General features: G+C 64.6%; 26 protein-coding genes. 16 read left to right on the plus strand and 10 right to left on the minus strand.

Annotated elements, in window-relative coordinates; genetic code table 11:
- Positions 1-94: 94 nt before the first annotated feature.
- Both waaF and waaA read left to right on the plus strand, forming a co-directional pair.
- Positions 95-1,210, plus strand: coding sequence for a lipopolysaccharide heptosyltransferase II (waaF, locus tag CAK78_RS08865; protein WP_094697043.1), 1,116 nt, complete (start codon positions 95-97; stop codon positions 1,208-1,210).
- A gap of 1 nt (position 1,211) precedes the next feature.
- The gene (gene waaA, locus CAK78_RS08870; RefSeq protein ID WP_094697044.1) at positions 1,212-2,477 is read left to right on the plus strand and encodes a lipid IV(A) 3-deoxy-D-manno-octulosonic acid transferase; all 1,266 of its coding nucleotides are present in this window, start codon (positions 1,212-1,214) and stop codon (positions 2,475-2,477) included.
- Between the two features lie 65 nt (positions 2,478-2,542).
- Here waaA and CAK78_RS08875 read toward each other — a convergent pair whose 3' ends face one another.
- The 3 genes from CAK78_RS08875 to CAK78_RS08885 are packed head-to-tail and all read right to left on the minus strand — an operon-like array spanning position 2,543 to position 4,623.
- A complete protein-coding gene (locus CAK78_RS08875) occupies positions 2,543-3,799 on the minus strand; it encodes a PTS ascorbate transporter subunit IIC (RefSeq protein WP_094697045.1) in 1,257 nt (418 codons plus the stop codon).
- Positions 3,800-3,859: 60 nt separating this feature from the next.
- Entirely contained in the window at positions 3,860-4,147 is a 288-nt protein-coding gene (locus tag CAK78_RS08880; protein ID WP_016349013.1) for a PTS sugar transporter subunit IIB, read from the minus strand.
- Between the two features lie 32 nt (positions 4,148-4,179).
- Positions 4,180-4,623, minus strand: coding sequence for a PTS sugar transporter subunit IIA (locus tag CAK78_RS08885; protein WP_094697046.1), 444 nt, complete (start codon positions 4,621-4,623; stop codon positions 4,180-4,182).
- Between the two features lie 252 nt (positions 4,624-4,875).
- Between CAK78_RS08885 and CAK78_RS08890 the strand changes: the two genes are divergently transcribed.
- The 4 genes from CAK78_RS08890 to CAK78_RS08905 all read left to right on the plus strand — a co-directional run bounded on the left by CAK78_RS08890 (position 4,876) and on the right by CAK78_RS08905 (position 7,576).
- The gene (locus CAK78_RS08890) at positions 4,876-5,898 is read left to right on the plus strand and encodes a LacI family DNA-binding transcriptional regulator (protein ID WP_017766511.1); all 1,023 of its coding nucleotides are present in this window, start codon (positions 4,876-4,878) and stop codon (positions 5,896-5,898) included.
- Positions 5,899-5,927: 29 nt separating this feature from the next.
- Positions 5,928-6,908 (plus strand): acrylyl-CoA reductase (NADPH), encoded by a 981-nt coding sequence (acuI, locus tag CAK78_RS08895; protein WP_094697047.1) that lies wholly within the window; start codon positions 5,928-5,930, stop codon positions 6,906-6,908.
- Between the two features lie 74 nt (positions 6,909-6,982).
- Positions 6,983-7,105 carry a hypothetical protein gene (locus tag CAK78_RS23085; RefSeq protein WP_254924736.1) on the plus strand — a complete coding sequence of 41 codons (123 nt, stop codon included), beginning with the start codon at positions 6,983-6,985 and terminating at the stop codon, positions 7,103-7,105.
- A 135-nt stretch (positions 7,106-7,240) separates the two neighbouring features.
- Entirely contained in the window at positions 7,241-7,576 is a 336-nt protein-coding gene (locus CAK78_RS08905) for a DUF2799 domain-containing protein (RefSeq protein ID WP_042007337.1), read from the plus strand.
- Positions 7,577-7,580: 4 nt separating this feature from the next.
- Here the strand turns inward: CAK78_RS08905 and CAK78_RS08910 are convergent, their stop codons facing one another.
- Complete coding sequence (locus tag CAK78_RS08910) at positions 7,581-7,751, minus strand: hypothetical protein (RefSeq protein ID WP_005307551.1); 171 nt, start codon at positions 7,749-7,751, stop codon at positions 7,581-7,583.
- Between the two features lie 104 nt (positions 7,752-7,855).
- Positions 7,856-8,290 (minus strand): flagellar basal body-associated FliL family protein, encoded by a 435-nt coding sequence (locus CAK78_RS08915; RefSeq protein ID WP_005307553.1) that lies wholly within the window; start codon positions 8,288-8,290, stop codon positions 7,856-7,858.
- A gap of 145 nt (positions 8,291-8,435) precedes the next feature.
- Between CAK78_RS08915 and CAK78_RS08920 the strand changes: the two genes are divergently transcribed.
- Together CAK78_RS08920 and ubiA are read left to right on the plus strand one after the other, a co-directional pair.
- Positions 8,436-8,972, plus strand: a complete 537-nt coding sequence (locus tag CAK78_RS08920) for a chorismate--pyruvate lyase family protein (RefSeq protein ID WP_094697050.1) — start codon at positions 8,436-8,438, stop codon at positions 8,970-8,972.
- Positions 8,969-9,832, plus strand: a complete 864-nt coding sequence (ubiA, locus tag CAK78_RS08925) for a 4-hydroxybenzoate octaprenyltransferase (protein WP_094697051.1) — start codon at positions 8,969-8,971, stop codon at positions 9,830-9,832. Before CAK78_RS08920 ends, ubiA begins: the two co-directional genes overlap by 4 nt.
- Positions 9,833-9,893: 61 nt before the next feature.
- On the opposite strand, the gene plsB is transcribed toward ubiA, so the two are convergent.
- The gene (gene plsB, locus CAK78_RS08930) at positions 9,894-12,317 is read right to left on the minus strand and encodes a glycerol-3-phosphate 1-O-acyltransferase PlsB (RefSeq protein ID WP_094697052.1); all 2,424 of its coding nucleotides are present in this window, start codon (positions 12,315-12,317) and stop codon (positions 9,894-9,896) included.
- Positions 12,318-12,521: 204 nt separating this feature from the next.
- On the opposite strand from plsB, the gene lexA reads away from it, so the two are divergent.
- The 4 genes from lexA to dinF all read left to right on the plus strand — a co-directional run bounded on the left by lexA (position 12,522) and on the right by dinF (position 16,129).
- Positions 12,522-13,145, plus strand: coding sequence for a transcriptional repressor LexA (gene lexA / locus CAK78_RS08935; protein ID WP_005307564.1), 624 nt, complete (start codon positions 12,522-12,524; stop codon positions 13,143-13,145).
- 448 nt (positions 13,146-13,593) lie between these two features.
- The gene (locus CAK78_RS08945) at positions 13,594-13,881 is read left to right on the plus strand and encodes a hypothetical protein (RefSeq protein ID WP_094697053.1); all 288 of its coding nucleotides are present in this window, start codon (positions 13,594-13,596) and stop codon (positions 13,879-13,881) included.
- A gap of 210 nt (positions 13,882-14,091) precedes the next feature.
- Positions 14,092-14,718, plus strand: a complete 627-nt coding sequence (locus CAK78_RS08950) for an SCO family protein (RefSeq protein ID WP_176452728.1) — start codon at positions 14,092-14,094, stop codon at positions 14,716-14,718.
- A complete protein-coding gene (gene dinF, locus CAK78_RS08955; protein WP_094697055.1) occupies positions 14,708-16,129 on the plus strand; it encodes an MATE family efflux transporter DinF in 1,422 nt (473 codons plus the stop codon). The genes CAK78_RS08950 and dinF overlap by 11 nt, the downstream gene beginning before the upstream one ends.
- Positions 16,130-16,157: 28 nt before the next feature.
- On the opposite strand, the gene trmL is transcribed toward dinF, so the two are convergent.
- From trmL to CAK78_RS08970, 3 genes are all read right to left on the minus strand, one after another.
- Positions 16,158-16,628: a tRNA (uridine(34)/cytosine(34)/5-carboxymethylaminomethyluridine(34)-2'-O)-methyltransferase TrmL gene (trmL, locus tag CAK78_RS08960; protein ID WP_176452729.1), complete on the minus strand. Its 471-nt coding sequence runs from the start codon at positions 16,626-16,628 to the stop codon at positions 16,158-16,160.
- A gap of 68 nt (positions 16,629-16,696) precedes the next feature.
- Positions 16,697-18,052, minus strand: a complete 1,356-nt coding sequence (locus CAK78_RS08965) for an ATP-binding protein (protein WP_094697057.1) — start codon at positions 18,050-18,052, stop codon at positions 16,697-16,699.
- Positions 18,049-18,744 (minus strand): response regulator, encoded by a 696-nt coding sequence (locus tag CAK78_RS08970; protein WP_010635506.1) that lies wholly within the window; start codon positions 18,742-18,744, stop codon positions 18,049-18,051. Before CAK78_RS08970 ends, CAK78_RS08965 begins: the two co-directional genes overlap by 4 nt.
- 86 nt (positions 18,745-18,830) lie before the next feature.
- Here CAK78_RS08970 and fieF point away from each other — a divergent pair, with 86 nt between their 5' ends.
- The 4 genes from fieF to CAK78_RS22830 all read left to right on the plus strand — a co-directional run bounded on the left by fieF (position 18,831) and on the right by CAK78_RS22830 (position 22,279).
- Entirely contained in the window at positions 18,831-19,742 is a 912-nt protein-coding gene (gene fieF / locus CAK78_RS08975; protein WP_010635505.1) for a cation efflux pump FieF, read from the plus strand.
- Between the two features lie 8 nt (positions 19,743-19,750).
- On the plus strand, positions 19,751-20,530 hold the full coding sequence (gene cysE / locus CAK78_RS08980) for a serine O-acetyltransferase (RefSeq protein WP_010635504.1): 780 nt from the start codon (positions 19,751-19,753) through the stop codon (positions 20,528-20,530).
- Between the two features lie 21 nt (positions 20,531-20,551).
- Positions 20,552-21,832, plus strand: coding sequence for a hypothetical protein (locus CAK78_RS08985; RefSeq protein ID WP_094697058.1), 1,281 nt, complete (start codon positions 20,552-20,554; stop codon positions 21,830-21,832).
- Positions 21,833-22,069: 237 nt separating this feature from the next.
- Positions 22,070-22,279 (plus strand): cell division protein ZapB, encoded by a 210-nt coding sequence (locus CAK78_RS22830; RefSeq protein WP_005307594.1) that lies wholly within the window; start codon positions 22,070-22,072, stop codon positions 22,277-22,279.
- Positions 22,280-22,351: 72 nt separating this feature from the next.
- Here the strand turns inward: CAK78_RS22830 and elbB are convergent, their stop codons facing one another.
- Positions 22,352-23,002 (minus strand): isoprenoid biosynthesis glyoxalase ElbB, encoded by a 651-nt coding sequence (elbB, locus tag CAK78_RS08995; RefSeq protein ID WP_094697059.1) that lies wholly within the window; start codon positions 23,000-23,002, stop codon positions 22,352-22,354.
- Positions 23,003-23,105 lie beyond the last annotated feature (103 nt).

The raw sequence follows: 23,105 nt of genomic DNA on the forward strand, positions 1-23,105 counted from the left end.
CAGCGGGATCTTCTGTTATTTCTCGGGCCATTCTTCAGGCATAATCTCGGCCAGCAACGATTAACCGCAGGGCGTGGCCCTGGAGAAGTGCGAGATGAAAATATTGGTGATCGGCCCCTCCTGGGTCGGCGACATGGTGATGTCCCAGAGCCTCTACAAGGCGATCAAGGCCAACCACCCCGACAGCGAGCTGCACGTGATGGCGCCCGCCTGGTGTGGTGCCCTGCTGGAGCGGATGCCGGAGGTGGACAAGGCCATCCCGATGCCGCTTGGCCACGGCGACTTCAAGCTGGGAGCCCGCCGTCGGCTCGGCAAGCAGCTGGCGGCCGAAAAGTACGATCAGGCCATCATCCAGCCCAACTCCATGAAGTCGGCGCTGATCCCCTGGTTTGCCCGCATCCCGGTGCGCACCGGCTGGAAGGGCGAGCATCGCTTCGGCCTGCTCAACGACATGCGCAGCAACAAGTCCGCCTTTCCGCTGATGGTGGAGGCCTACCTGGCGCTGGCCTATCCCAAGACGCAGATGAAGAGCCGGGCCGATATCCCGACCATCCCCCAGCCGGCTCTCAACGTCGATCTCGTCAACCAGGAGAAGGCGCTGGCGCGGCTCGGGCTGGATCGCGCCCGTCCGGTGCTGGTGCTCTGCCCTGGGGCCGAGTTCGGCCCGGCCAAGCGCTGGCCGGAGGGCCACTACGCCGTGGTGGCGCAAAAACACCTCGACGAGGGCTGGCAGGTGTGGATCTTCGGCTCTGGCAAGGATGCGGCGGTGGCCAACACCATTCGCGACCAGATCAACCCGCTGTCGCGTCCCAACTGCCACGTGCTGGCGGGCAAGACCAGCCTGTACGAGGCGATCGACCTGATGGCGCTGGCCGGGCGGGTGATCGCCAACGACTCCGGCCTGATGCACGTTGCCGCCGCCCTCAACCGGCCGCTGATCGGGGTCTATGGCTCCACCTCGCCGCTCTATACCCCGCCGCTGGCGGACCGGGTCGAGATCGTCCACACCGACATCGAGTGCCGACCCTGCTTCAAGCGCACCTGTAAGTTCGGCCACCTCAAGTGCCTGATCGAGCTGATGCCGGAGCAGGTCATCGAGGCTGGCCGCCGGCTGGAGTGCAGCGAGACGCCGGCCCCGCCGCTGGCGCTGCCGCCCGGCGAACCGCCCCGTTTTGTCGCCGAGCCGGGCAAGCGCGGGGAGCCGCACTAGCATGGGCTATCGGCTGCTCTACAACCTGCTGATCCACCTGGGGTTGCCGCTGGCATTGCTGGCGCTCTACAAGCCGAAGAAGGGCAAGCCCGGCTTTGGCAAGCGCTGGGCCGAGCACCTGGGGCGGACACCCGCCACCGGGCAGGAGGCGCCGCTCTGGATCCATGCGGTGAGCGTGGGGGAGACGCTGGCCATCAGCCCCTTCATCCGCGCCCTCAAGGCCGAGCGGCCCTTCTTGCCGATCCTGCTCACCACCACCACCCGCACCGGCGCCGAGCAGGCCGCCAGGCTGGGGGATCTGGTGGAGCACCGCTACGCGCCGCTCGACTACCCCTGGGCGGTGGCGGCGTTCCTCAAGGCCGTCAAACCGCGCGCGCTCTGGGTGATGGAAACCGAACTGTGGCCGAACTGGCTGGCGGCCTGCGAGGCGCGCCACCTGCCGGTGACCATCATCAATGCCCGCCTCTCGGAGCGATCCTGCCGGCGTTATGGCCGTTTTCAGGGCGCCTTCGATGCCCTCAGCCGGCCGCTGACCCACCTGCTCTGCCAGCACCAGGACGACGCGGATCGCTTCCATCGGCTGGGGCTGGGGCGCGAGCGGCTGGCGGTGACCGGCTCCATCAAGTTCGACATCCAGCTCGATGAGCAGGTGCAGGCCAAGGGCCGCGCCCTGCGCCAGTTGCTTGGGGCGGAGCGGCCGGTCTGGATCGCCGCCAGCACCCATCAGGGGGAGGACGAGCAGGTGCTGGTCGCCTTCGATCGGGTGCTCGCGGCGCAGCCGTCGGCCCTGTTGATCCTGGTGCCGCGCCACCCCGAGCGGTTCGAGCGGGTGATGGCGCTGTGCGCCCCCTACGGCTGCGTGCGGCGTACGGCAGGCGGTGCGGTCGGCGAGCGCGACAAGATCTATCTGGGCGATACCATGGGCGAGCTGCCGCTGATGCTGGCGGCGGCCGATGTGGCCTTCGTCGGCGGCAGCCTGGTCAAGGTGGGTGGCCACAACCTGCTGGAGCCGGCTGCGCTCGGCAAACCCTGCCTGAGCGGCCCCGCCTACTTTAACTTCAGCGACATCACCCGCCAGCTGGTGGCCCAGGGTGGCGCCGCCGTGGTGGCCGATGCCGCCGAGCTGGGGGAACAGGTGAGCGCGCTGCTGGCCGACGAGAGCCGGCGCCGGGAGATGGGCGAGCAGGCCCGCGCCGTGGTGCTGCGCAACCAGGGGGCGCTGGCGCGCACCCTGTCTCACTGCCTCGCCAGCCTGGAGAGCGACTGAGTCGGGAGTGGTGGGCATAAAAAAACGGAGCGCTTCGCGCTCCGTTTTGCATTTCAGAGACCGGCTCAGCGCACGATCAGGCCAAGCAGGATCCCCACCACGCCGAAGTCGGCATCGCTGAAGGTGGTGTTGGCAAAGCCGAGATCCCCCAGCACCGGCAGCAGGAATACCGGCAGGAAGGTGATCAGCAGGCCGTTGGCGAAGGCACCGAGCATGGCGCCGCGACGGCCGCCGGTGGCATTGCCGAACACCCCGGCCGCAGCGCCGACGAAGAAGTGCGGCACGACGCCCGGAATGATGACGGTGAGCCCCAGCAGATAGAGCAGCACCATGCCCACCAGCCCGGCGGCAAAGCTCGACAGGAAGCCGATCAGCACCGCATTGGGGGCGTAGGGGAAGACGATGGGGCAGTCCAGCGCCGGCTTGGCGTTTGGCACCAGCTTGTCGGAGATCCCCTTGAAGGCCGGCACGATTTCGGCGATGACCATCCGTACCCCCTGCAGGATCACGTAGACCCCGGCGGCGAAGGTGATGGACTGCATCAGGGAGAACATGAACCAGTGCTTGCCCTTGGCGACGCTGGCGACGAACTCGGGGCCGGCAAAGGCGGAGGTGATGAGGAAAATGATCCCCATGGTGAAGGAGATGGCCACCGGGGTATCGCGCAGGAACAGCAGGCTCTTGGGCACCTGCACCTCTTCGCTGCTGTGGGCCTTGTTGCCGAACTTGGCGCCGATCCAGCCGGCCAGCACGTAGGAGCAGGTGGAGAAGTGGCCGAGTGCCACGTCATCGGAACCGGTGATCTGCTTCATGTAGGGGTGGGCGAGGGCCGGGAACAGCACCATGGTCACGCCGACCACCAGGCTGCCCACCGCGATGAGCGGGATGCCGCTCATGCCGCCGGCGGAGAGGATGGCCGCCACCATCATCGACATGAACAGGGTGTGGTGACCGGTCAGGAAGATGAATTTCCACGGGGTGAGCCGGGCGATCAGTATGTTCACCAGCATGGCGAAGAACATGATCATCGCCATCTCCTTGCCGAACGACTGCTGGGCGATGGAGACGATGGCCTCGTTGTTGGGTACCACCCCCTTGATGCCGAAGGCGTGCTGGAAGATGGTGGCGAAGTCGCCCAGCGAGTTCACTACCAGGGTGGCGCCGGCCCCCAGGATGACGAAGCCCATGATGGTCTTGACCGTGCCCTTGATGCATTCGGTCACCGGTTTCTTCTGGGCGATCAGGCCGATGAGGGCGATCAGACCGACCAGCACGGCCGGCTCCGACAGCACGTCAAACATCAGAAAATTGAAAAATTCCATGGTCAGCTCCAAGCAGATGGAAGCGGCGGCTCACCGGCCGCCCAGACAGTCGCAAAAGGGTTAGAGTGCGCCCAGCTCGCGCAGGGCGATGGCGAGTTTTTCTTTCATGGCGGCCTTGTCGACCATGTTGTCCAGGGAGACCAGCCGGCCGTCGACCCCCATGCTGACCAGCTGTTCGGCGATGTCGCGGGTGGCGACAAAGATCTCGGCGCTCTCGCTGCCGGCGGAGGCGAGATCCCGGTGATCCACCTCGGCCGTCACGGCCAGCTCCTTGAGAATGCTCTTGATGCTCATCTCCATCATCAGGCTGGTGCCCAGGCCGTGTCCGCATACAACCAGAATCTTCATGTTCTCTTCCTCTGTCGGGCGCAGGGCGCCACTCAATAACGCGCCAGGATGCGCAGGATGTCGTCTTTGCTGGTGGCCGCCATGATGGCCGCCACGTCTTCTTCATTCATGAACAGCTCGGCCAGCTGGGCGATGGTCTCCACGTGGGAGTTGCTGTCGCTGGCGGCCAGGGTGACCAGCAGCCGGACCGGGTCGTTGCCCTCGGAGCCGAAGTTGACCCCCTCCTTCAGCACGGTCAGCGCCAGTCCCAGCCGGTTGACGCCGTCTTCCGGGCGGGCGTGGGGCATGGCCAGCCCCGGGCCCAGCACGTAGTAGGGGCCCAGCTCCTCGTGGGAGCGGTAGAGCGCCGCCATATAGGAGGGCTCGATGGTGCCGTTGGCCAGCAGGGGGGCGGTGGCCAGCTCGATGGCGTGGCGCCAGTCGCGGGCGCCCGCTTCGATGGAAATGACCTCCTCGGTCAGCAATTGGGTCAGCATGGCAGTGTCCGGGCTGGATAAGATGGCGCCAATCTAGCGATCTTGCCGGCTGATAACTGTGAGCCTGATCGCGAAAGTTAGCGCTACCAGATAGCGCTAACATCGATCTGTGATAGCGCTATCATTTCTCTCACAGAAGGGATTCATCCTGCCCCTTGTCGGCCTCAAAGGGGGTAAAATCCGGTTTGAGCAAATAGTCAGTGCCCCGCTTTTGCCTTAAAGTGAGCACCCGTATGCCGAGGAAGGGAAAGGATGTCAGAAGCGAAGAAACGCCGTAGCACGGGTCGGGTGACCCTCAACGATGTGGCCCAGCTGGCCGGCGTGGGGGCCATGACGGTGTCGCGCGCCCTGCGCACCCCCGAGCTGGTATCCGACAAGATGCGCGAGCGCATCGAGGCGGCGGTGGACGAACTCGGCTATATCCCCAACCGGGCGGCGGGGGCGCTGGCATCCGCCACCTCCCAGACCATAGTGGTGATCGTGCCCAGCCTGACCGACTGCGGCTGCGGCGAGGTAATTGCCGGACTGCAGCAAAGCCTGCGCCGGGAGGGTTACCAGATCATGCTGGGGGATGCCCAGCACCTCAAACAGCAGGAAGAGAGCCTGCTGACCAGCTTCCTGCAGCACAATCCGGCGGCCGTGGTGCTGTTTGGCAGCGATCCCGGCGAGACCATCCGCCAGCGGCTGAAGGCGGCCCGCCTGCCGGTGGTGGAGGTGGGGGCCATGGCCCGCAGCCCCATCGACATGAACGTCGGGGTTTCCAACTTCGATGCCGGCTATCAGCTGACCCGTCACCTCATCGAGCGCGGCTACCGCAATATCGGCTTTCTCTGCGCCCGCCAGGAGCAGTGGATGCTGCAGCAGCGCATGCAGGGCTGGCAGAAGGCGCTGCTGGACAATTACCTCTCCCCCGACGCCATCATCAACACCTCGGAGCGACCCAGCTTCAGCACCGGGGCGGCCATGCTGGGGGAGTTCCTGCTGCGTTGGCCCGAACTGGATGCGCTGGTCTGCGTCAACGACGAGCTGGCGGCCGGGGTGCTGTTCGAATGCCAGCGCCGCCACCTGAACGTGCCGGGCAAGCTCGCCATCGCCGGTTTCGACGATCTGGACGTGGCGCGCGCCTGCTATCCGGCCCTCACTTCGGTCCGCATCCCCTATCAGCGGATGGGGCAGGAGGCGGCCGATCTCATCTTGCGTCAGCTGGCCGGTGAACCCGTCATGGGCTCGGCGCTGACCCTCGACTTCCAGCTGCAGAAGCGGCAAAGCAGCTGACCCTTTTCACACTCATCAGAGAGGCAACCATGTTCAAGGCTCTGTTACTGGAAAACCAAGACGGCAAGACGGTACCGACCCTGACCCGGCTGGGCGAGCGCCAGCTGCCGGAAGGCGAAGTGCGGGTGGCGGTGAGTTACAGCTCCATCAACTACAAGGACGGGCTGGCCATCACCGGCAAGGGCAAGATAGTGCGCCAGTGGCCGCTGGTGCCCGGCATCGACTTCGCCGGCACCGTGCTCGAATCTGCCGACGACCGCTATCAACCGGGCGACAAGGTAGTGTTGACTGGCTGGGGTGTGGGGGAAGGGCACTGGGGCGGCATGGCCGAACAGGCGCGGGTCAAGGCCGACTGGCTGGTGCCGCTGCCGGCCGGGCTGGATGAGCGGCAGGCCATGTGCATCGGCACCGCCGGTTTGACCGCCATGCTCTGCGTGCTGGCGCTGGAAGAGGCGGGGGTGACCCCGCAGAGCGGCGAGATCCTGGTGACCGGCGCCGCCGGCGGGGTGGGCTCCACCGCGGTCGCACTGCTGGCCGCGCTGGGTTATCAGGTGGCGGCGCTGACCGGTCGTCCCGAGGAGCAGGGCGAGTTGCTGACCGCGCTCGGTGCCAGCCGCATCGTGCCGCGCAGCGAGCTGCTGGAGCCCGCCAAGCCGCTCGAGAAGCAGCTATGGGCCGGGGCTGTCGATACCGTCGGCAGTCAGGTACTGGCCAAGCTGCTGGCCCAGGTGAACTACGGCGGCGCCGTGGCGGCCTGCGGCCTGGCGGGCGGCTTCGATCTGCCCACCAGCGTGATGCCCTTCATCCTGCGCAACGTACGGTTGCAGGGGGTCGACTCGGTAATGTGCCCGCTGGCACGCCGCCAGCTGGCCTGGCAGCGACTGGCCCGGGATCTGCCCGCCAGCTTCTTCGCGCAGGCGGTGACCGAGATCGGGCTGGAGCAGGTGGTGGAGGCCGCCGAGGCCATCACCCAGGGCAAGATTGCGGGACGCACCCTGGTCAAACTTTGAACTCCCGCTGACTGGCGAGCCCCATTTTTCTGGATAGACTTTGAGTGCGGGTGCACTATCCAAGGAGAATGAGCATGGGTGGACACAAGCAGGATTACGACCTCGACGACGAGTGGGAGCCGGAATCCTGGGAGGACGAGCTGGATGAATGGGAAGACGAGAGCTGGCAGGATGACGACCCTCTCGACGACCAGTAATCCGCGTATTGAATACACAGGCGGGCCTCGGGCCCGCCTGTTTTTTTGGGCGGCTCACAGGAATGGGGACGGGTACTTGGAGGCCGGCGGCGGGCTGGCTAGAATGAACTGCCCAAACGACACTCAAGGATGACTATGCGACTCTCGGTGATAGTGTTTGCCGCCCTGCTCGGGGGCTGTGCCTCCCATTCGGATGATCCGTGCGAGAAGGTATGGAGCGAGGTGGGGGAGGCGGATGGCAAGCTGGGCCTGACCGCCGAGCGGGTCGAGTTCCATCAGGCCCAGTGCGGCGAGAAGGTGGATGCCGAGCAGTGGAAACAGGGACACCAGAAGGGGCTGGCCTGGTACTGCCGACCGGAACATCTCTATCTGGCGGGCCGTTCCGGTGAGGAGTACCGCGGGGTCTGCCCCAACGACGTCCAGGCGCGCCGGTTGTTCGAGCAGGGGCGCCAGGGCTGGACCGATCAATAGCCGGTCAGGCTTCTTTCTCTTTCAACCGCAGCGGCTGACACAGGTAGCTCTTGTCGTTGGCGCTGCGGGCACATTTGCCGCAGACGAACTTGGGTTTGCGCACGATTTTGCGCAGGGTCTTGAGATCGGCCGGGATCTCGCTGCGACGCCATTCACACAGGGTCTTGTTGCCCATCTCGACTACCTCGACAACTCAGTGGGCCCTAGTGTAATCAATTTTCATTTCTAAAACAGCGAGCGGGCCCGGATGATCGCATGGCCCGCTCGTGATGGGGGACATTACTGATAGAGGAATTTGGTGAAGATGAGCTCGCGTATCGCCTTCTTGCCGCTCTCTTTGACCAGCAGCTCGTTGGCCCGGGTCTCGCACTCCTTGCGCAGGTCTTCGCGGCTGACCAGGGACTTGATCTGATCGGCGGTCTTGCTGCCCATCAGGCGGATGATGGCGTCGCGGATCAGGGGATCATGCTGCTCCAGCAGCTTGAGGTCGGCCTCGTTCTCGGCCATCAGCTCCACCGTCACCCGGACGTAGCCGAGGGTTTTACCGTCGCTCAGGTAGTTGGTGATGATGTCGGGATCCAGCAGGTGGTAGAGGAATCCCGGCTTGGCCGCCGCCGCTTCTCCTTCTGCGGGTGCTTCCCCCCCTTCGGAGGCATAGGCCTGGAGTGCACCGCAGCTCAGCAACAACACCAGCAGAAATTTGAATAGCTTCATATGGATGGCTCATCAGCAAGAGATACCCCATTTTTGATGTTGCCATCGGGGCCGTCAAGCACGGATGTTCTTACAATTCTCGATTGATTTACGGATAATAAACCGGATTTTAACCTGATAACGGAAATCTCCGGATGGTGAAGCTGTGAAGTCCGAGTTGACTGTTCCCCTTGTCCGGCTGGAGCCCTGGCGGACTCCCGCGCAGTGCGAGCCGCCCGAGGCCTTGCTGCCCTGGTTGCTGGAGGCGGACTCCATGACCCGGCGCCTGCGCCGCTACAATCACCACTTTTCGGTGCAACTGCTCGGCAACCGCAGCGTCCCCCTCGATGCCGACGAACAGCAGCTGGTGGCCGCCGATCACCCGGCAGGTCTGTGCCGCGAGGTGATCCTGCACGGCGATCGGGGGCCGGCCCTGCTGGGCTGGACCCTGTTCGCCGAGGCCGCACTGCCGGACAGCGGCTTGCGCGAGCTGGGCGAGCAGCCTCTGGGTGAGCGTATCTTCGGCGACGAGCCTGCCCGGCGCGATCACCTGCAACTGGCCTGTTTCGAGATTGCGAGCAATCCCTGGTGCCCGGCCGGCATCGTCTGGGGACGCCGTTCCCGTCTGTTTCTGGGGCAATGGCCACTGCTGGTCCATGAACTCTTCTTGCCCTCTCTGTCATGCAACAAGGAGCTGGAGTGAATCTGTTAACCAAGGAGCGGGGACTGGCCTACGTGCAGTTGGCTCGCATCGACAAGCCCATCGGTACCCTGCTGCTGCTGTGGCCGACCCTGTGGGCGCTGTGGCTGGCGGCCGATGGCCTGCCGGATCTCTGGACCCTGCTGGTGTTCGTGGTGGGGGTGTTTCTGATGCGCTCCGCCGGTTGCGTCATCAATGACTATGCGGATCGCAACTTCGACGGGCACGTGAAGCGTACCGCCGGCCGGCCGCTGCCCATGGGCAAGGTCAAGCCGCGGGAGGTGCTGGCGCTGTTCGCCGTGCTGGCGCTCATCTCGTTCGCCCTGGTGCTGACCATGAACCCGCTCACCATAGGCCTGTCGTTCGCGGCCCTGCTGCTGGCGGTCTGCTATCCCTTCATGAAGCGGTACATCCCGATCCCCCAGCTGGTGCTCGGCATGGCCTTCTCCTGGTCCATTCCCATGGCCTACGCGGCCCAGGCCAACGCCCTGCCGGCCGTGGCCTGGCTGGTGTTTCTCGCCAACCTGCTGTGGACCATCGCCTACGACACCGAGTACGCCATGGTGGACCGGGACGATGACCTCAAGCTCGGACTCAAGTCGAGTGCCATCCTGTTCGGCCGCCACGACAAGCGGATCATAGGCGCGCTGCAGCTGCTGACCCTGATGATCCTGCTGCTGGTGGGCCAGCTGAGCGAGCTGGGATCCAGCTACTACTGGTCGCTGCTGGCGGCGGCGGCGCTGTTCGTCTATCAGCAGCGGTTGATCCGCGAGCGGGCGCGGGAGGCTTGCTTCCAGGCGTTCCTCAACAACAACTACGTGGGGGCGCTGATCTTCGCCGGGGTGGTGATCAACTACCTGTGAGCTCGCGTTCCCCCATGAAAAAGGCCGCAACATGCGGCCTTTTTCATTGATGTGTCCCGGCTCAGGTCCGGTTGCCCGCCTGAATGGTACGGCGGATCTTGGTGCTGAGCAGCGGCACTATGTTGTCGGCCAGCGCCTGGAAGCGGCCCAGATCCGGCTTGCAGCCCGGGTCGAGGTAGCCTTCGCTGCGCAAGGTGTGGATCAGGGTGCTGAACAGCTTCTGGTCGAAGAACTCGGGGGCGTTGATGCCGTGCAGGGTGCCGAGGCGCTCCGCCATCATCAGGCCGTCCGCCTCCAGCTGCTCCGCCTCGATACGGGGCTGGGCCAGCACCCGGGTCAGCACGATGGCGTAGCGTTGCAGGGTCTCCTGAATGCTCTCGGCCAAGAGCAGCAGGCGGGTCTGATTGACCGGATTGACCCAGAAGCCGCCGTCGCGGGCCTCGATCAGCTGCTGGCGCTGCAGTTCGGCCAGCAGGGCATCGACCAGCTCCGGCAGCTCATCCTCTTCGTAGCGCAGGAACAGCTCGGTCTTGAGCAGCGGGTAGATGTCGATGCAGCGGGCGACGATCTCGCCGCGGGAGATCCCCTCGCAACGCTCGATCAGGGCTGCCACCAGGGAGGGCATGGCGAACAGGTGCAGTATGTTGTTGCGGTAGTAGGTCAGCAGGATCGCCTGATAGCGGTCGAGGCTGATGATCTGCCCCAGCTTGTCCTCGCTCACCTCGAACTTGTTGAGCTCCATCGCCTGATCCAGCAGGGTCTTGGCATCCTCGGCCGGCATGGTGCTGTGCGGGCTGTAGGGCACCTGCTTGAGCAGGTCCAGATAGGTGTTGAGCTGGGCCTGCAGTTCGTCGCGGGTGAGGGCGTGGCGTTCGGCGGCCAGCAGCGCCAGCGCGCTCAGGGTCAGGCCGTTGACGGCGGCGGCGCCGTTGATGCGGGTCATCAGCAGCTCGGCCAGCTGGTTGACGGTGCCCGCCATCCACTCGGGGCGCTCCTCCTCGCCGATGTGCTCCTTCCAGGTCGGCACGTGTTCGTTGAGGTAGCTGTTGAGGGTCAGCGGCTCGCCGAAGTTGACGAAGCCGCGGCCGTAGTTGCGCAGCTTGCGCAGGATGCCGAGCACCTGCAGGAAGCTCTCCTTCTCCTTGCGGCTCCCCTTGAGCTCGTTGTGGTAGGTGTTCACCTCCATCACGTGCTCATAACCCAGGTAGACGGGGACGAAGGTGAGCGGCCGATCCAGCCCGCGCATCATGGCCTGCAGGGTCATCGCCAGCATGCCGGTCTTGGGTGGCAGCAGGCGACCGGTACGGGAGCGGCCGCCCTCGGTGAAGAACTCCACCGAGTAGCCCTTGGCAAACAGCAGATTGAGGTATTCCCGGAACACCGTGCTGTAGAGCGGGTTGCCCTTGAAGGTGCGGCGGATGAAGAAGGCGCCGCCGTGGCGGAAGATCGGGCCCGCCGGCCAGAAGTTGAGGTTGATGCCGGCCGCGATGTGGGGCGGCACCATACCCTGGTGATAGATGACGTAGGAGAGCAGCAGATAGTCCATGTGGCTGCGATGGCAGGGCACGTAGACGATCTCGTGACCCTCCTGAGCCAGCTGGCGCACCTTTTCGGCGCCGTTGACCGACAGGCCGCGATAGAGCTTGTTCCACAGCCAGCCGAGGAAGCTCTCGCCGAGCCGGATCAACCGGTAGGAGAAGTTGGAGGCGATCTCGTCCATGTAGCCGTGAGCCCGTTTCTGGGCTTTATCGAGGCTGATCCCCTCGCGCTGGGCCTCCTCCTCGATGGCCTGCTGGATAACGCCAGAGTCGAGCAGCTGCTTGAACAGCAGGTTGCGGTTGGGCAGCTTGGGCCCGGTGGCGGCCAGCTGCTGGCGGCTGAAGTGGGTGCGGGCCACCCGCGCCAGCTTGTGGGCGATGGCCTCGTCGGTGCCATGCTTGTCCGCCATGTAGCGCAGGGAGAGCGGCGGAGAGAAGCGCACCAGGTTCTCGCGTCCTTTCAGGATAACGATCAGCGCCTTCTTGAGGCGGTTCGGCGCCAGGCTGCTGATGATGTTCCAGCCGGAGGCCTCCTCGCCTTCCCGACCCGGGGCACGGCCCCAGAACAGGGTGACGGGCACCACCTGGATGTCCAGCGCCGGATCCTGCTTGTGCAAATCCAGCAACTGGTGGAACTCCTGCAAGAAGGGGAGCGGCTTGCTGCGCTTGCCGAACAGGGGAGGCGGACGATCCAGACAGACATAGCGCGGCAGCAGCTGGCCATTCAGCTCCAGCGGCGTGAAGGGGCCGGGCAGACCGAGATCCTCGCAGCACTGCTGCAGGGTCATCAGGTCGGTGATCGAGCTGGTCTTCAGGGCATAGACGATGGGTCTGGCCGGATCCAGCTTGAGTTCCGTGATGGGGTTTTCCGGCAGGCTCTTGTGATTGACCAAGCCGCTGACCGGCCATTGCAAGATGGCTCTGGAAATCTTCTGTCCAAGGGACATGTGCGTCTGCTCTCCAAAAAAATGCGGCGTGAGCATAGCAAATCACCGACTGCTTGTCGCCGAGAGGTACGATGAGTCGGCTGCGCGGGATCAAAACCATGGCAAATGAACAGAGGGCCGCGACAAATGTCAGCTGCGGCTTGCCTTGGCCACTGCACTGTATATACTGCCAGTGTGCTGTATAAAAAGACAGGTGCCCATGCTATGAAACCCCTTACTCCCCGCCAGGCCGAAGTGCTGGAGTTGATCAAGGCGAACATGAACGAGACCGGCATGCCGCCGACTCGCGCCGAGATTGCCCAGAAGCTTGGTTTCAAGTCGGCCAACGCGGCCGAGGAACATCTGAAGGCCCTGGCCAAAAAGGGGGTCATCGAGATCATGCCGGGCACGTCCCGCGGCATCCGCCTGCTGCTTGAAGAGGAAGAGCAGCTGGAAGAGAGCGGTCTGCCGCTGATCGGCAAAGTGGCTGCCGGCGAGCCCATCCTGGCCCAGGAACACATCGAGAGCCACTACCAGGTGGATCCCGCCCTGTTCCACCCGCGGGCAGACTTCCTGCTGCGGGTGCAGGGCATGAGCATGAAGAACATCGGCATTCTGGATGGCGACCTGCTGGCGGTGCACAAGACCCAGGAGGTGCGCAACGGTCAGGTGGTGGTGGCGCGGCTCGACGAGGATGTCACCGTCAAGCGCTTCCAGCGCAAGGGCAGCCAGGTGTGGCTGCTGCCGGAGAACGAAGAGCTCTCCCCCATCGAGGTGGATCTCGCCAGCCAGCACCTCACCATCGAGGGACTGGCGGTCGGTGTCATTCGCAACGCCGACTGGATGTAATCCGTGCCAACAAGGCCTCCCATGGGAGGCCTTGTTGTTTCTGCGCTCCTTTCCCCGTGATTTCAATCAGATCCTGATACCCGGCACTTTTGTCTGCGGGCGCTCGCCGCAGGCGATTCATTTCAGATATATCATTTGGTAAGGCTGGCTCACTGGCGTGAGCCGCCCCCCGATGCTCGGCAAGACGCGCAGCTTCGCGTCGCTGGTGGCAGGAACCCCGAGGGCAGCAGGGAATAACAAGCGCTTCGCGCCCGGTGCAGGCAGCATGTGTGCCTCGCCCGGGGGCAGAGGCGTCAGCGGGATAGAAGGGAGAGTGTGGCCAGCAGGGTGCCGGCAGTCGGCACAGCAGCGGCACACTCGCGCAGTCGACACGCGGCAGTCATCGGGTCGCCCCTTGCGGTGGTGAACGGTGGCGGTCGACGTGACCTGTTGATCAAGGAGGACAGGTATGGCTTCAAGCTCGCCATGGGATCCGGGTCTGGCATCGCCCGTTTCTTCCATCACCCGTTTCATCAAGGGTAACCGGATGACCCGTTTCTACGCGCTCTGGGTACACCACAAGGGCGCCTGCTGGACCATCTGGCTGGGGTGCCCGAAGGACAAGATCGTCCGTCTGGTGCGCCTGTTTCACAGCCACCACGAGCAGGGAGTGGCCGAGGATCTCTGGACTGCCCCTGTTATCCCGCTGCGCGCCTCGAGCCGCCGCCTGCACGAGCGGCGCCGACAACAACCCTGACCCCGTTGCAACAGCCCCACCTCCCGGTGGGGCTGTCGTTTTGGGCGATCCGGCGTCGCTTAGCAGACCCCGGCGTCACCTTCTGACCGAAGTTGGCCAGCGAACGGGCATCTGTGACAAGGGAGTGGTCGGCCCGGTGCTCACTGGGTTACAATAGCCCTTTCAATCTGGCCCGGCTGGCGGGCATGTCGACGTAAAGGGTTTGTTTTTATGGTGAAACCACGTTACCCCTTGCTGTTTCTGCTGCTGGTCGGGGGCATGATGGGCGGTTATTACTGGAGCCAGCCCTCCCTGCCCGAGCACGCCGACTACTATCCGGCGGGGCGGGATATTAACCCGTTTGCCTTCACCGATCAGGATGGCCAGCCGTTCGTGCCGGCCAGCCTGACCGGCCACTGGACCTTCCTGTTCGTCGGCTACACCTTCTGCCCCGACATCTGCCCGACCACCCTGGCGGATCTGCGTTCCGTCTATCCCGAGCTGAAAAAAATAGCTCCGAGCAGCCAGGTGGTGTTCATCTCGGCTGATCCCCAGCGGGACGACGTGGCCCGCCTCAAGACCTATACCGCCTTCTTCAACCCGGAGTTCAAGGCAGCGACCGGCCCCCACGACAAGCTGTTTCCCTTCGTGCGCAATCTGGGGCTCATCTACTCCATCGCCGACCAGGGGGAGAAGGATTACCTGATCGACCACTCCGCCTCCATCGTGCTGATCAATCCGGCCGGCAAACTGGAAGCCGTGTTTCGCCCCCGTCTGAGCGAGGACGGGGTGCCCAGGGTGGTGATGGCGAGCATGGTGTCGGACTTTGCCAGGATAGTGCGGCTGGATGGCGAATAGTGATGAGCAACGGACGTCCTCCTGCATGTTGACCCCCGTCTGGTGGCGAGACGGGCGCCGCCATCGCGCCGTGTTTGCCCTCGCCCTGCCCATGGTCTTCTCCAATGTCACCACCCCACTGCTGGGGCTGGTGGACACCTGGGTGATCGGTCATCTCGGCCAGGCCTGGTTCCTCGGTGGCGTGTCGGTTGGGGCCACCCTCATCAACCTGCTGTTCTGGCTGCTCGGCTTTCTGCGGATGTCCACCACCGGCCTGACCGCCCAGGCCCATGGCGCCAGCAGCCCGGCCGGCCAGCTCGACACCCTGGCCAGGGCGCTGGGGCTCGCCATCGCCCTGGGGCTGGCGTTGTTGCTGCTGTTGCTGCCGATGCTCCCCACCCTCATCGCCCTCAGCGGTGGCTCCGCCGAGGTGCAGCACTATGCCGCCGAGTACGTCTCGGTACGGATCTGGAGCGCCCCGGCGGCGCTCTGCAACCTGGTGATCATGGGCTGGTTGCTGGGCATGCAGGATGCGCGCAGCCCCATGCTGCTGCTGATCTTCACCAACCTGGTCAACATGGGGCTCGATGCCTGGTTCGTGCTGGGGCTGGGCTGGCAGGTGAAGGGGGTGGCTGGCGCTTCGCTGCTGGCGGACTACAGCGCGCTCGGATTGGGACTCTGGCTGGTGAGCCGTCACCTGCGCCGGCTGGCGCCGACGGCATGGCAGGGAGCCTGGCAGCGCTGGCGCCAGTGGCCCGCGTTGCTGCGACTGCTGGCCCTGAACCGGGACATCTTTATCCGCTCCCTCTGTCTGCAACTCTGTTTCGCCTTCATGACCCTGCAGGGGGCCAGGCTGGGAGACGTGGCGGTGGCCGCCAATGCGGTGCTGCTCAATTTCCTGATGCTCATCTCCTACGGGCTGGACGGCTTCGCCTATGCGGTGGAGGCCATGGTGGGGCGCGCCATCGGGCGGCGGGATCGGCAGGGACTGCGGGAGGCCATCGGCCTCAACCTCGGTTGGGCGCTGCTGATTGCGCTGGGCTTCAGCCTGCTGTTTGCTGTGGGGGGCAGCCAGCTGATCGCACACATCACCGATCTGCCGGCGGTGATCGCCGCGGCCAACGCGCAGCTGCCCTGGCTCATCGCCATGCCGTTGCTGGCGGTCTGGTGCTTCCTGCTGGACGGGGTCTTCATCGGGGCGACCCGGGCCCGGGAGATGCGCAACAGCATGCTGGTGGCGGCCCTTGGCGGCTTCTTCCCGGTCTGGTGGCTCTGTCAGGGCTGGGGCGTGGCGGCCTTGTGGGCCGCGATGGCGGCCCTGATGGCGGGGCGGGGCGTGACGCTGGGCTGGCTCTGCTGGCAGCTGGAGCGCGATGGTCGGCTGCTCCACTCACCCCACGGGGCGGGGGAGGCGCAGCAGGCCTCCTCCTGAGCCCGCTATCTAGCCAGGCAGATCTGGTTCAGACCTGCAGCGAGCCGGGGTAGCCCAGCTGGCGCCAGCTTTCGTAGACGAATACCGCCACCGCGTTGGAGAGATTCATGCTGCGGCTCTGGGGCAGCATGGGGATGCGCAGCCGCTGCTCGAACGGCAGGCTCTCGATGATCTCGACGGGCAGGCCGCGGCTCTCGGGTCCGAACAACAGGGCATCCCCGGCGGCAAACTGCACTGCCGAGTGGGCGGTGCGCCCCTTGGTGGTACAGGCAAATACCCGCGTCGGCGCCACCGCCGCCAGAAAGGCCTCGAAGCTTGGCCAGCGCTTCACCTCGGCAAACTCGTGGTAGTCGAGCCCCGCCCGCTTCACCCGCTTGTCATCCCACTCGAACCCCAGCGGCTCTATCAGGTGCAGCCGATAGCCGGTGTTGGCGCAGAGGCGGATGATGTTGCCGGTGTTGGGCGGAATTTCCGGTTGGTAGAGCACGATGTCGAGCATGACGGCGTCCTGATGGGGCGAAAAGGGCGCCAGCATACCCAGCGCCCGGGCGGATGAAAAGGGCCTGCTCAGCCGATGGGCAGGCGGATGGTGATGGTCAGTCCGGCCGGGTGGTTGCTGCTGGCGCGGATGGTGCCGCCGTGGCGCAAGATGGCCTCCGCCGCAATGGCCAGTCCCAGCCCGGTGCCGCCGGTCTTGGCGTTGCGGGCGTCATCCACCCGAAAGAAGGGCAGGAACAGCTGCTCCTGCTGCGCCACCGGTACGCCGGGGCCGTCGTCGCGGATGGTCATCACCCACTCCCGCCCCTCCCGGTACCAGTCCACCTTGATGAACTCGCGGGCATATTTGAGCGCGTTGCGCAGCGGGTTCTCCAGCGCCCGGGCCAGCAGAGCGGGCCACATCCGCAGGGAGTCGGTGGGCAGCGGCGGCAACCTGAGCTGCTTGCCGCTCTGATTTGCCTCGAACATGGCGTCGTCCAGGATGGGCTCCAGCAGATCGGCCAGCGGCATCACCACCGGCGCCTCCACATGTTGCTGCACTCGCGACAGATCGAGCAGGTCACCGATCAGCTTGTCGAGCCGGCCTATCTCCGATTCGATCCGGGCCAGCTCGTTGCTGTCCCCCTGCTTGCGGCGGATCAGCGCCTGCGCCAGCTGGATGCGGGTGAGCGGGCTGCGCAGTTCGTGGGAGATGTCGGAGAGCAGCTGTTTCTGCTTCTGGATCATGTTCTTGAGGGTATCGACCATGTGGCTGACGTGATCAGCCAGCTGGCCTATCTCGTCCCGCCGCCCCAGGTTGGGGATCTGCGCCTCCAGATTGCCCTCCGCCAGTCGGGAGACCGACTGCTGCAGCTGCAGGATGGGACGGGTCAGCCGCCAGGCCAGCAGCAGGCAGAGCGGGGTGCTGACCAGCATGGCGATGCCGAGGATCTGGATCGGGTGGTCCAGGATCTGGATGAACAGGAACAGATAGGAGTTCTCGACGTTGAGGCCGAAGTAGATGTGGTAGATCTGGCCGCGATGCTCCATCTGGAAGGGGCCGGCGATGGCCCGCTTGTGCTCGCTGCCCAGCATGGGCTTGGCCGGGTTGTCCGAATCGAGCATGAAACGGACCACGAACTTGCTCAGGCGGGTGCTGGACTGCATCTGCCCCTTGGCATCGCGCAGGTAGATGTTGTCCACCGGCAGCAGGCCGGCGGCGTCGATGGCCTGGGCCAGATCGAAATCCTGATTGGGATCCGCCCCCTTCTGCAGCGCCTTCAGATTGTTGTTGAGACGGGCGATCTCATGGGCCGGCAGCGGGATGATGTTGCGGGGATCCAGGGTCGGCAGGATCACCACGGCGGCCACCACCAGCAACAGCATGAACCAGAACCAGAGGAAGATCTGGGTGGAGAGACCGTTGAAGGTGCGGGTGCTTTTCATGCCTGCTCCAGCCACAGATAACCCCGGCCGCGCACCGTCTTGAAGCGGGGCTGACCGTCGGTGCGCTCAGGCAGCTTCTTGCGCAGGTTGCTCAGGTGCATGTCGATGGCGCGATCGAAGGGTTCCAGCTTCTTGCCGAGCACCAGTTCGGAGAGCTGGCTCTTGCTGACGATCTGGCCCGGATTGCGCAACAGGCACTCCAGCAGGCCGAATTCGGTGGCGGTCAGCTCCAGCAGATCGCCGTGGCAGCTGGCCTGCTGCAGGCCGGGCTGCAGCACCAGATCCATGAAACGTACCTCGTCCGAACTGCCGCCGCGCTGGGGCTGGCTGCCCTGGGTACGGCGCAGGATGGCGCGCACCCTGGCCAGCAGTTCCCTGTCATCGAACGGCTTGGCCAGGTAGTCATCGGCCCCGGCCTCCAGCCCGTTGACCCGATCCTGGCTGTCGCCGCGGGCGGTCAGCATCAGCACCGGGGTGTCGTGGGTCTTGCGCAGCCGGGTCAGCATGGCGAAGCCGTTGAGCTTGGGCATCATCACGTCCAGCAGCACCAGATTGAAGTGCTGCTCGGCCAGCCGCTGCAACCCCTCTTCGCCGTCCTCGGCGACGGTCACCTGGAAGCCTTCTAGGGTCAGAATTTCGGTGAGCAACTGGGTCAGCTCGAGATCGTCGTCGACCAGGAGTATTTTGTGCATCTGAAGTCATTCCGCTGATTTTTCGCGCCAAACTGACGCCGGGGTCAGGGTATAATAGTTTTTTAACCGCAAGAGGAAAGCCGGTTTTGAGCCATCAACAATATTCTCGCTGGGTGACGCTGGCCAGCATGGCCGCCGTCACCACCGCTACCTTGCTGATCACCGGCAAGCTGATCGCCTGGCTGATGACCGACTCCTCGAGCCTGCTGGCCTCCCTCACCGACTCCTTCATGGACGTGAGCGCCTCCATCATCAACCTGCTGGCCATCCGTTATGCCCTGTCACCGGCCGACGACGAGCATCGCTTCGGCCATGGCAAGGCGGAGTCGCTGGCCGGGCTGATCCAGTCTGCCTTCATCTCGGGCTCCGCGCTGCTGCTGGTGATGCACGGCATCTCCTCCCTGCTCAAGCAGGCGCCGCTGGAACGGTTAGAGGCGGGTCTGTGGGTCAGCGGTGGCTCCATCGTGCTGACCCTGCTGCTGGTCAGCTTCCAGAGTTTCGTCATCCGCAAGACCAACAGCGTGGCCATCAAGGCCGACATGCTGCACTACCGCTCCGATCTGCTGCTCAACGGCGGCGTGCTGCTGGCACTGGTGCTGGCGGGGCAGGGGTGGTACTGGGCCGACGGCCTGTTTGCCATCCTGATCGGGCTGTTCCTGCTGTGGGGGGCGTTGCACATAGGTTATGAATCGGTGCAGGCGCTGCTCGATCGTCAGTTGCCAGCCGAGGAACAAGCGAGAATAATGGCCCTCTGCTGTGCTGTCGAAGGTGTACACGGGGTGCATGATCTGCGCACCCGCCAGTCCGGTCCGACCCGCTTCGTGCAGTTGCATCTGGAACTGGACGATCAGCTCCCTCTGGTCAAGGCCCATCAGATTGCCGATGAAGCCGAACTGGCGGTTCGTCAGGCATTCGAGCGCATGGATGTCATCATCCACATGGACCCCATCTCCGTGGTGCACAAGGAACAGCAAGGCACTCCCTCAGAACAACAGTAGGCTGCAACATGGATGATCTGGTTGCCAGAACCTGGCAAAAAATTCAGCAAGAAGCGGCGAGCATGGCGACCGAAGAGCCCATGCTGGCCAGCTTCTTCCACTCCACCATTCTCAATCACAAGAACCTGCGTTCGGCCCTCAGCTTCCAGCTGGCCAACAAGCTCGACAGCGCCACCATGCCCGCCATCGCCCTGCGCGAGGTGATCGAGCTGGCCCTGCGCAGCGAGCCCGAGCTGCTGACCATGGTCGCCGCCGACATCTGCGCGGTGCAGGAGCGCGACCCGGCGGTCGATCTCTTCTCCACCCCGCTGCTCTACCTCAAGGGGTTCCACGCCCTGCAGGGCTACCGGGTCGCCAACTGGCTGTGGCGCCAGGGGCGTCGTTCGCTGGCGCTCTACCTGCAGAACCAGATCTCCGTGGTGTTCGGGGTGGACGTGCACCCGGCCGCCCGCATCGGCAAGGGCATCATGTTTGACCACGCCACCGGCATAGTGGTGGGTGAGACGGCGGTTATCGAAGACGATGTCTCCATCCTGCAGAGCGTCACCCTGGGTGGTACCGGCAAGGAGAGCGGCGATCGCCATCCCAAGATCCGGGAAGGGGTGATGATTGGGGCGGGCGCCAAGGTGCTCGGCAACATCGAAGTGGGCATGGGCGCCAAGATCGGCGCCGGCAGCGTGGTGATCAACCCGGTGCCACCGCACACCACAGTGGCGGGCGTGCCCGCCAAGATCGTGGGTCGTCCGGAGTGCGACAAGCCGTCGTTGGACATGGATCAGTGTCTCTGATCCCCTGACCGAGGCGAGTCGATGGCCAAGCGCTGGTCGGGTTATCTGATCCTGGGGATGTGGCTGCTCAACCTGCTGCACCTCTATCTGGGGCTCTCCCCCTGGCCGGCGGCCATCGCCGCCTGGGGAGCCTCCCTGCTCACCTGGCCCTGGCTGGTGGGGGCGGCGCGCCGTCAGGCGCTGGCCCTGTACGGGGCGGCACTGGCGCTGCTGATCTTCTCCTGCTGGCAAGGCGCCAGCCTCCGGCCGGCGGACTGGCTGCTGCCCAACATCAACATGCTCACCATGTTTGCGGCGGTGAGCACCCTCAATCTCGCCACCTCGGGCCTGCTGACCGGCACCACCTCATGGCAAGGGCGCAAGGGGCTGTGGAGCACCATGGCCAGCCTCAACCTGCTGGGGGCCGTCATCAACCTCTCGGTGCTGTTCATCATCGGCGATCGGCTGGAGCGCAACGGCACCCTGGAGCGGCGTCAGGTAATGGTGCTGAGCCGGATCTTCTGTGCGGCGGCCTTCTGGTCCCCCTTCTTCGTCGCCATGGCGGTGGCGCTCACCTATGCCCCCGGTCTGCAGCTGTCGCGCATCCTGCCGTTCGGGGTGGTGGCGACCCTGCTGGCGATGGGGCTGACCGCCTGGCAGGTGGAGCGGCTGGGGGTGGCGGATTTTGCCGGCTATCCGCTGCGGCTGCAGACCCTGGGGCTGCCGGTCGCCCTGGCCGGGCTGGTGCTGCTGATCAAGCAGGTCTGGCCGGATCTCGGCATCCTGGCGGTGATCGCCCTGGTGGCGCCGCTGCTGGCGTTTGCCTTTATGCCGAGCACGGGGCGAGGGCCTGCCCTCAAGCGGCAGGTGGTTGAGCGCTTCCCCGCCATCGGCGGCCAGATTGTGCTGTTTCTGGGGGCAGGCCTGCTGGCTGCCGGCATCAACAGCGCCCTGTCGGTGCTTGAGCTGGGCGGCGGCCACGGCTTGCCCTTCTTCCATCACTTCGGCTGGCTGGAGGCCTCGCTCACCCTGCTGCTGATTCTGCTGGTGGCCATCGTCGGAGTACACCCGCTCATCAGCATCTCTGGGCTGGCGCCGCTGCTGTGGCCGCTGGCGCCGGATCCCAGCCTGCTTGGCATGACCTTTTTGCTGGGGTGGGGGCTGGCCACCGGCACCAGCCCGCTCTCCGGCTCCAACCTGGCGCTGGCCTCCCGTTACAATCTGAGTGCCGGGGCCATTTTGCGCGGCAACCTGCTCTACGGTCTGCTGATGTACGGGGTCGCCTGCCTGCTGCTGGGGGCCTATATCGCCCTGCACAGCTGAGGCGTCCGGTGGATGTGAATAGGGGAGCAGATCGGGCGCGATGGCGGCTTGTGCGGGCCCTGCCGTGGCCCCGGCGCAGGATGCGAGAAAAATAGACGCATATTTAGTCAATACATCCATGGAAGGCGCATTTTACAGCGCACCGGCTTGTTTGTGCCGATGCCATCAGGGTATGCTGGCTTCACGCGCTTGAATCGCCCTCTGTGGGGCATCGCAATTGAACATACAGGTATGCATATGTCACTAGAAGTCCTTGAGCAACTCGAATCCAAAGTACAATCCGCCGTCGACAACATCTCCCTGCTGAAGATGGAGCTGGACGAGCTGAAAGAGCAGAACAGCAAGCTGCAAGACGAGAACCATCAGCTGCGCAACGAGCACGTTGCCTGGCAAGAGCGTCTGCGTGCCCTGCTGGGCAAGATGGATCAGATGGGCGAAAGCATCTAATCCGTCGCTATACGCGAGAATTGAAAACGGGCCGCTCCATGAGCGGCCCGTTTGTTTGGGTCAGTCTGGCAATCAGAGTGCCAGCAGCTGCTTGACGGTCTTCTCGATGCCGTCCGCGGCTTCCACTATATTGCTGGCCAGCATGTAGGCGGGGGTGGAGATCACCTTGCGCTCCTGATCCACCACGAACTCGTTGACCGGGCAGTTGAGGTGGCTGCCCCCCATAGCCTCGATGGCGTTGGCGGTGCCCTCGTCGTGGCCTATGGTGGCCAGGGTGCCGGCGCCGTAGATGAGCGGGATCATGGCCGGTGCGATGCAGATGTAGGCCGCCGGCTTGTTGGCCCTGGCAAAGCTCTGGCAGACCTTCAGCACATCCGGCTGGATTTGGCACTCGGCTCCCTTGATGGCGAAGTCGCACAGGTTCTTGGCGGCGCCGAAGCCGCCCGGCACCAGCAGGGCATCGTAGTCGGCGGCATCCAGCTCGGCCACGTCCTTGATCTGGCCGCGGCAGATGCGGGCGGCTTCGATCAGCACGTTGCGACTCTCTCCCTCGCTCACTTCCCCGCTCAGGTGGTTGACGACATGGAGCTGCGGAACATTGGGCGCGAAGCACTGCACGGCGGCGCCCTGCCTGGCCAGCGCCAGCAAACTGATGACGGCCTCGTGGATTTCGGCCCCGTCAAAGACGCCACAGCCACTCAAGATCACGGCCACTTTTTTCATGACAGACTCCTCGTTGTTGAAAATGTGAGCCAGGATGGATTGTTGTACTTTTGTATGGTTATCGTTCGTCCTCTGCTGGTCAAGTCATCTTGCTGTGCTAGGG

It is taken from the genome of Aeromonas sp. A35_P (assembly GCF_002259925.1).
In the GTDB taxonomy this organism is placed as follows: Bacteria; Pseudomonadota; Gammaproteobacteria; order Enterobacterales; family Aeromonadaceae; genus Aeromonas; species Aeromonas dhakensis.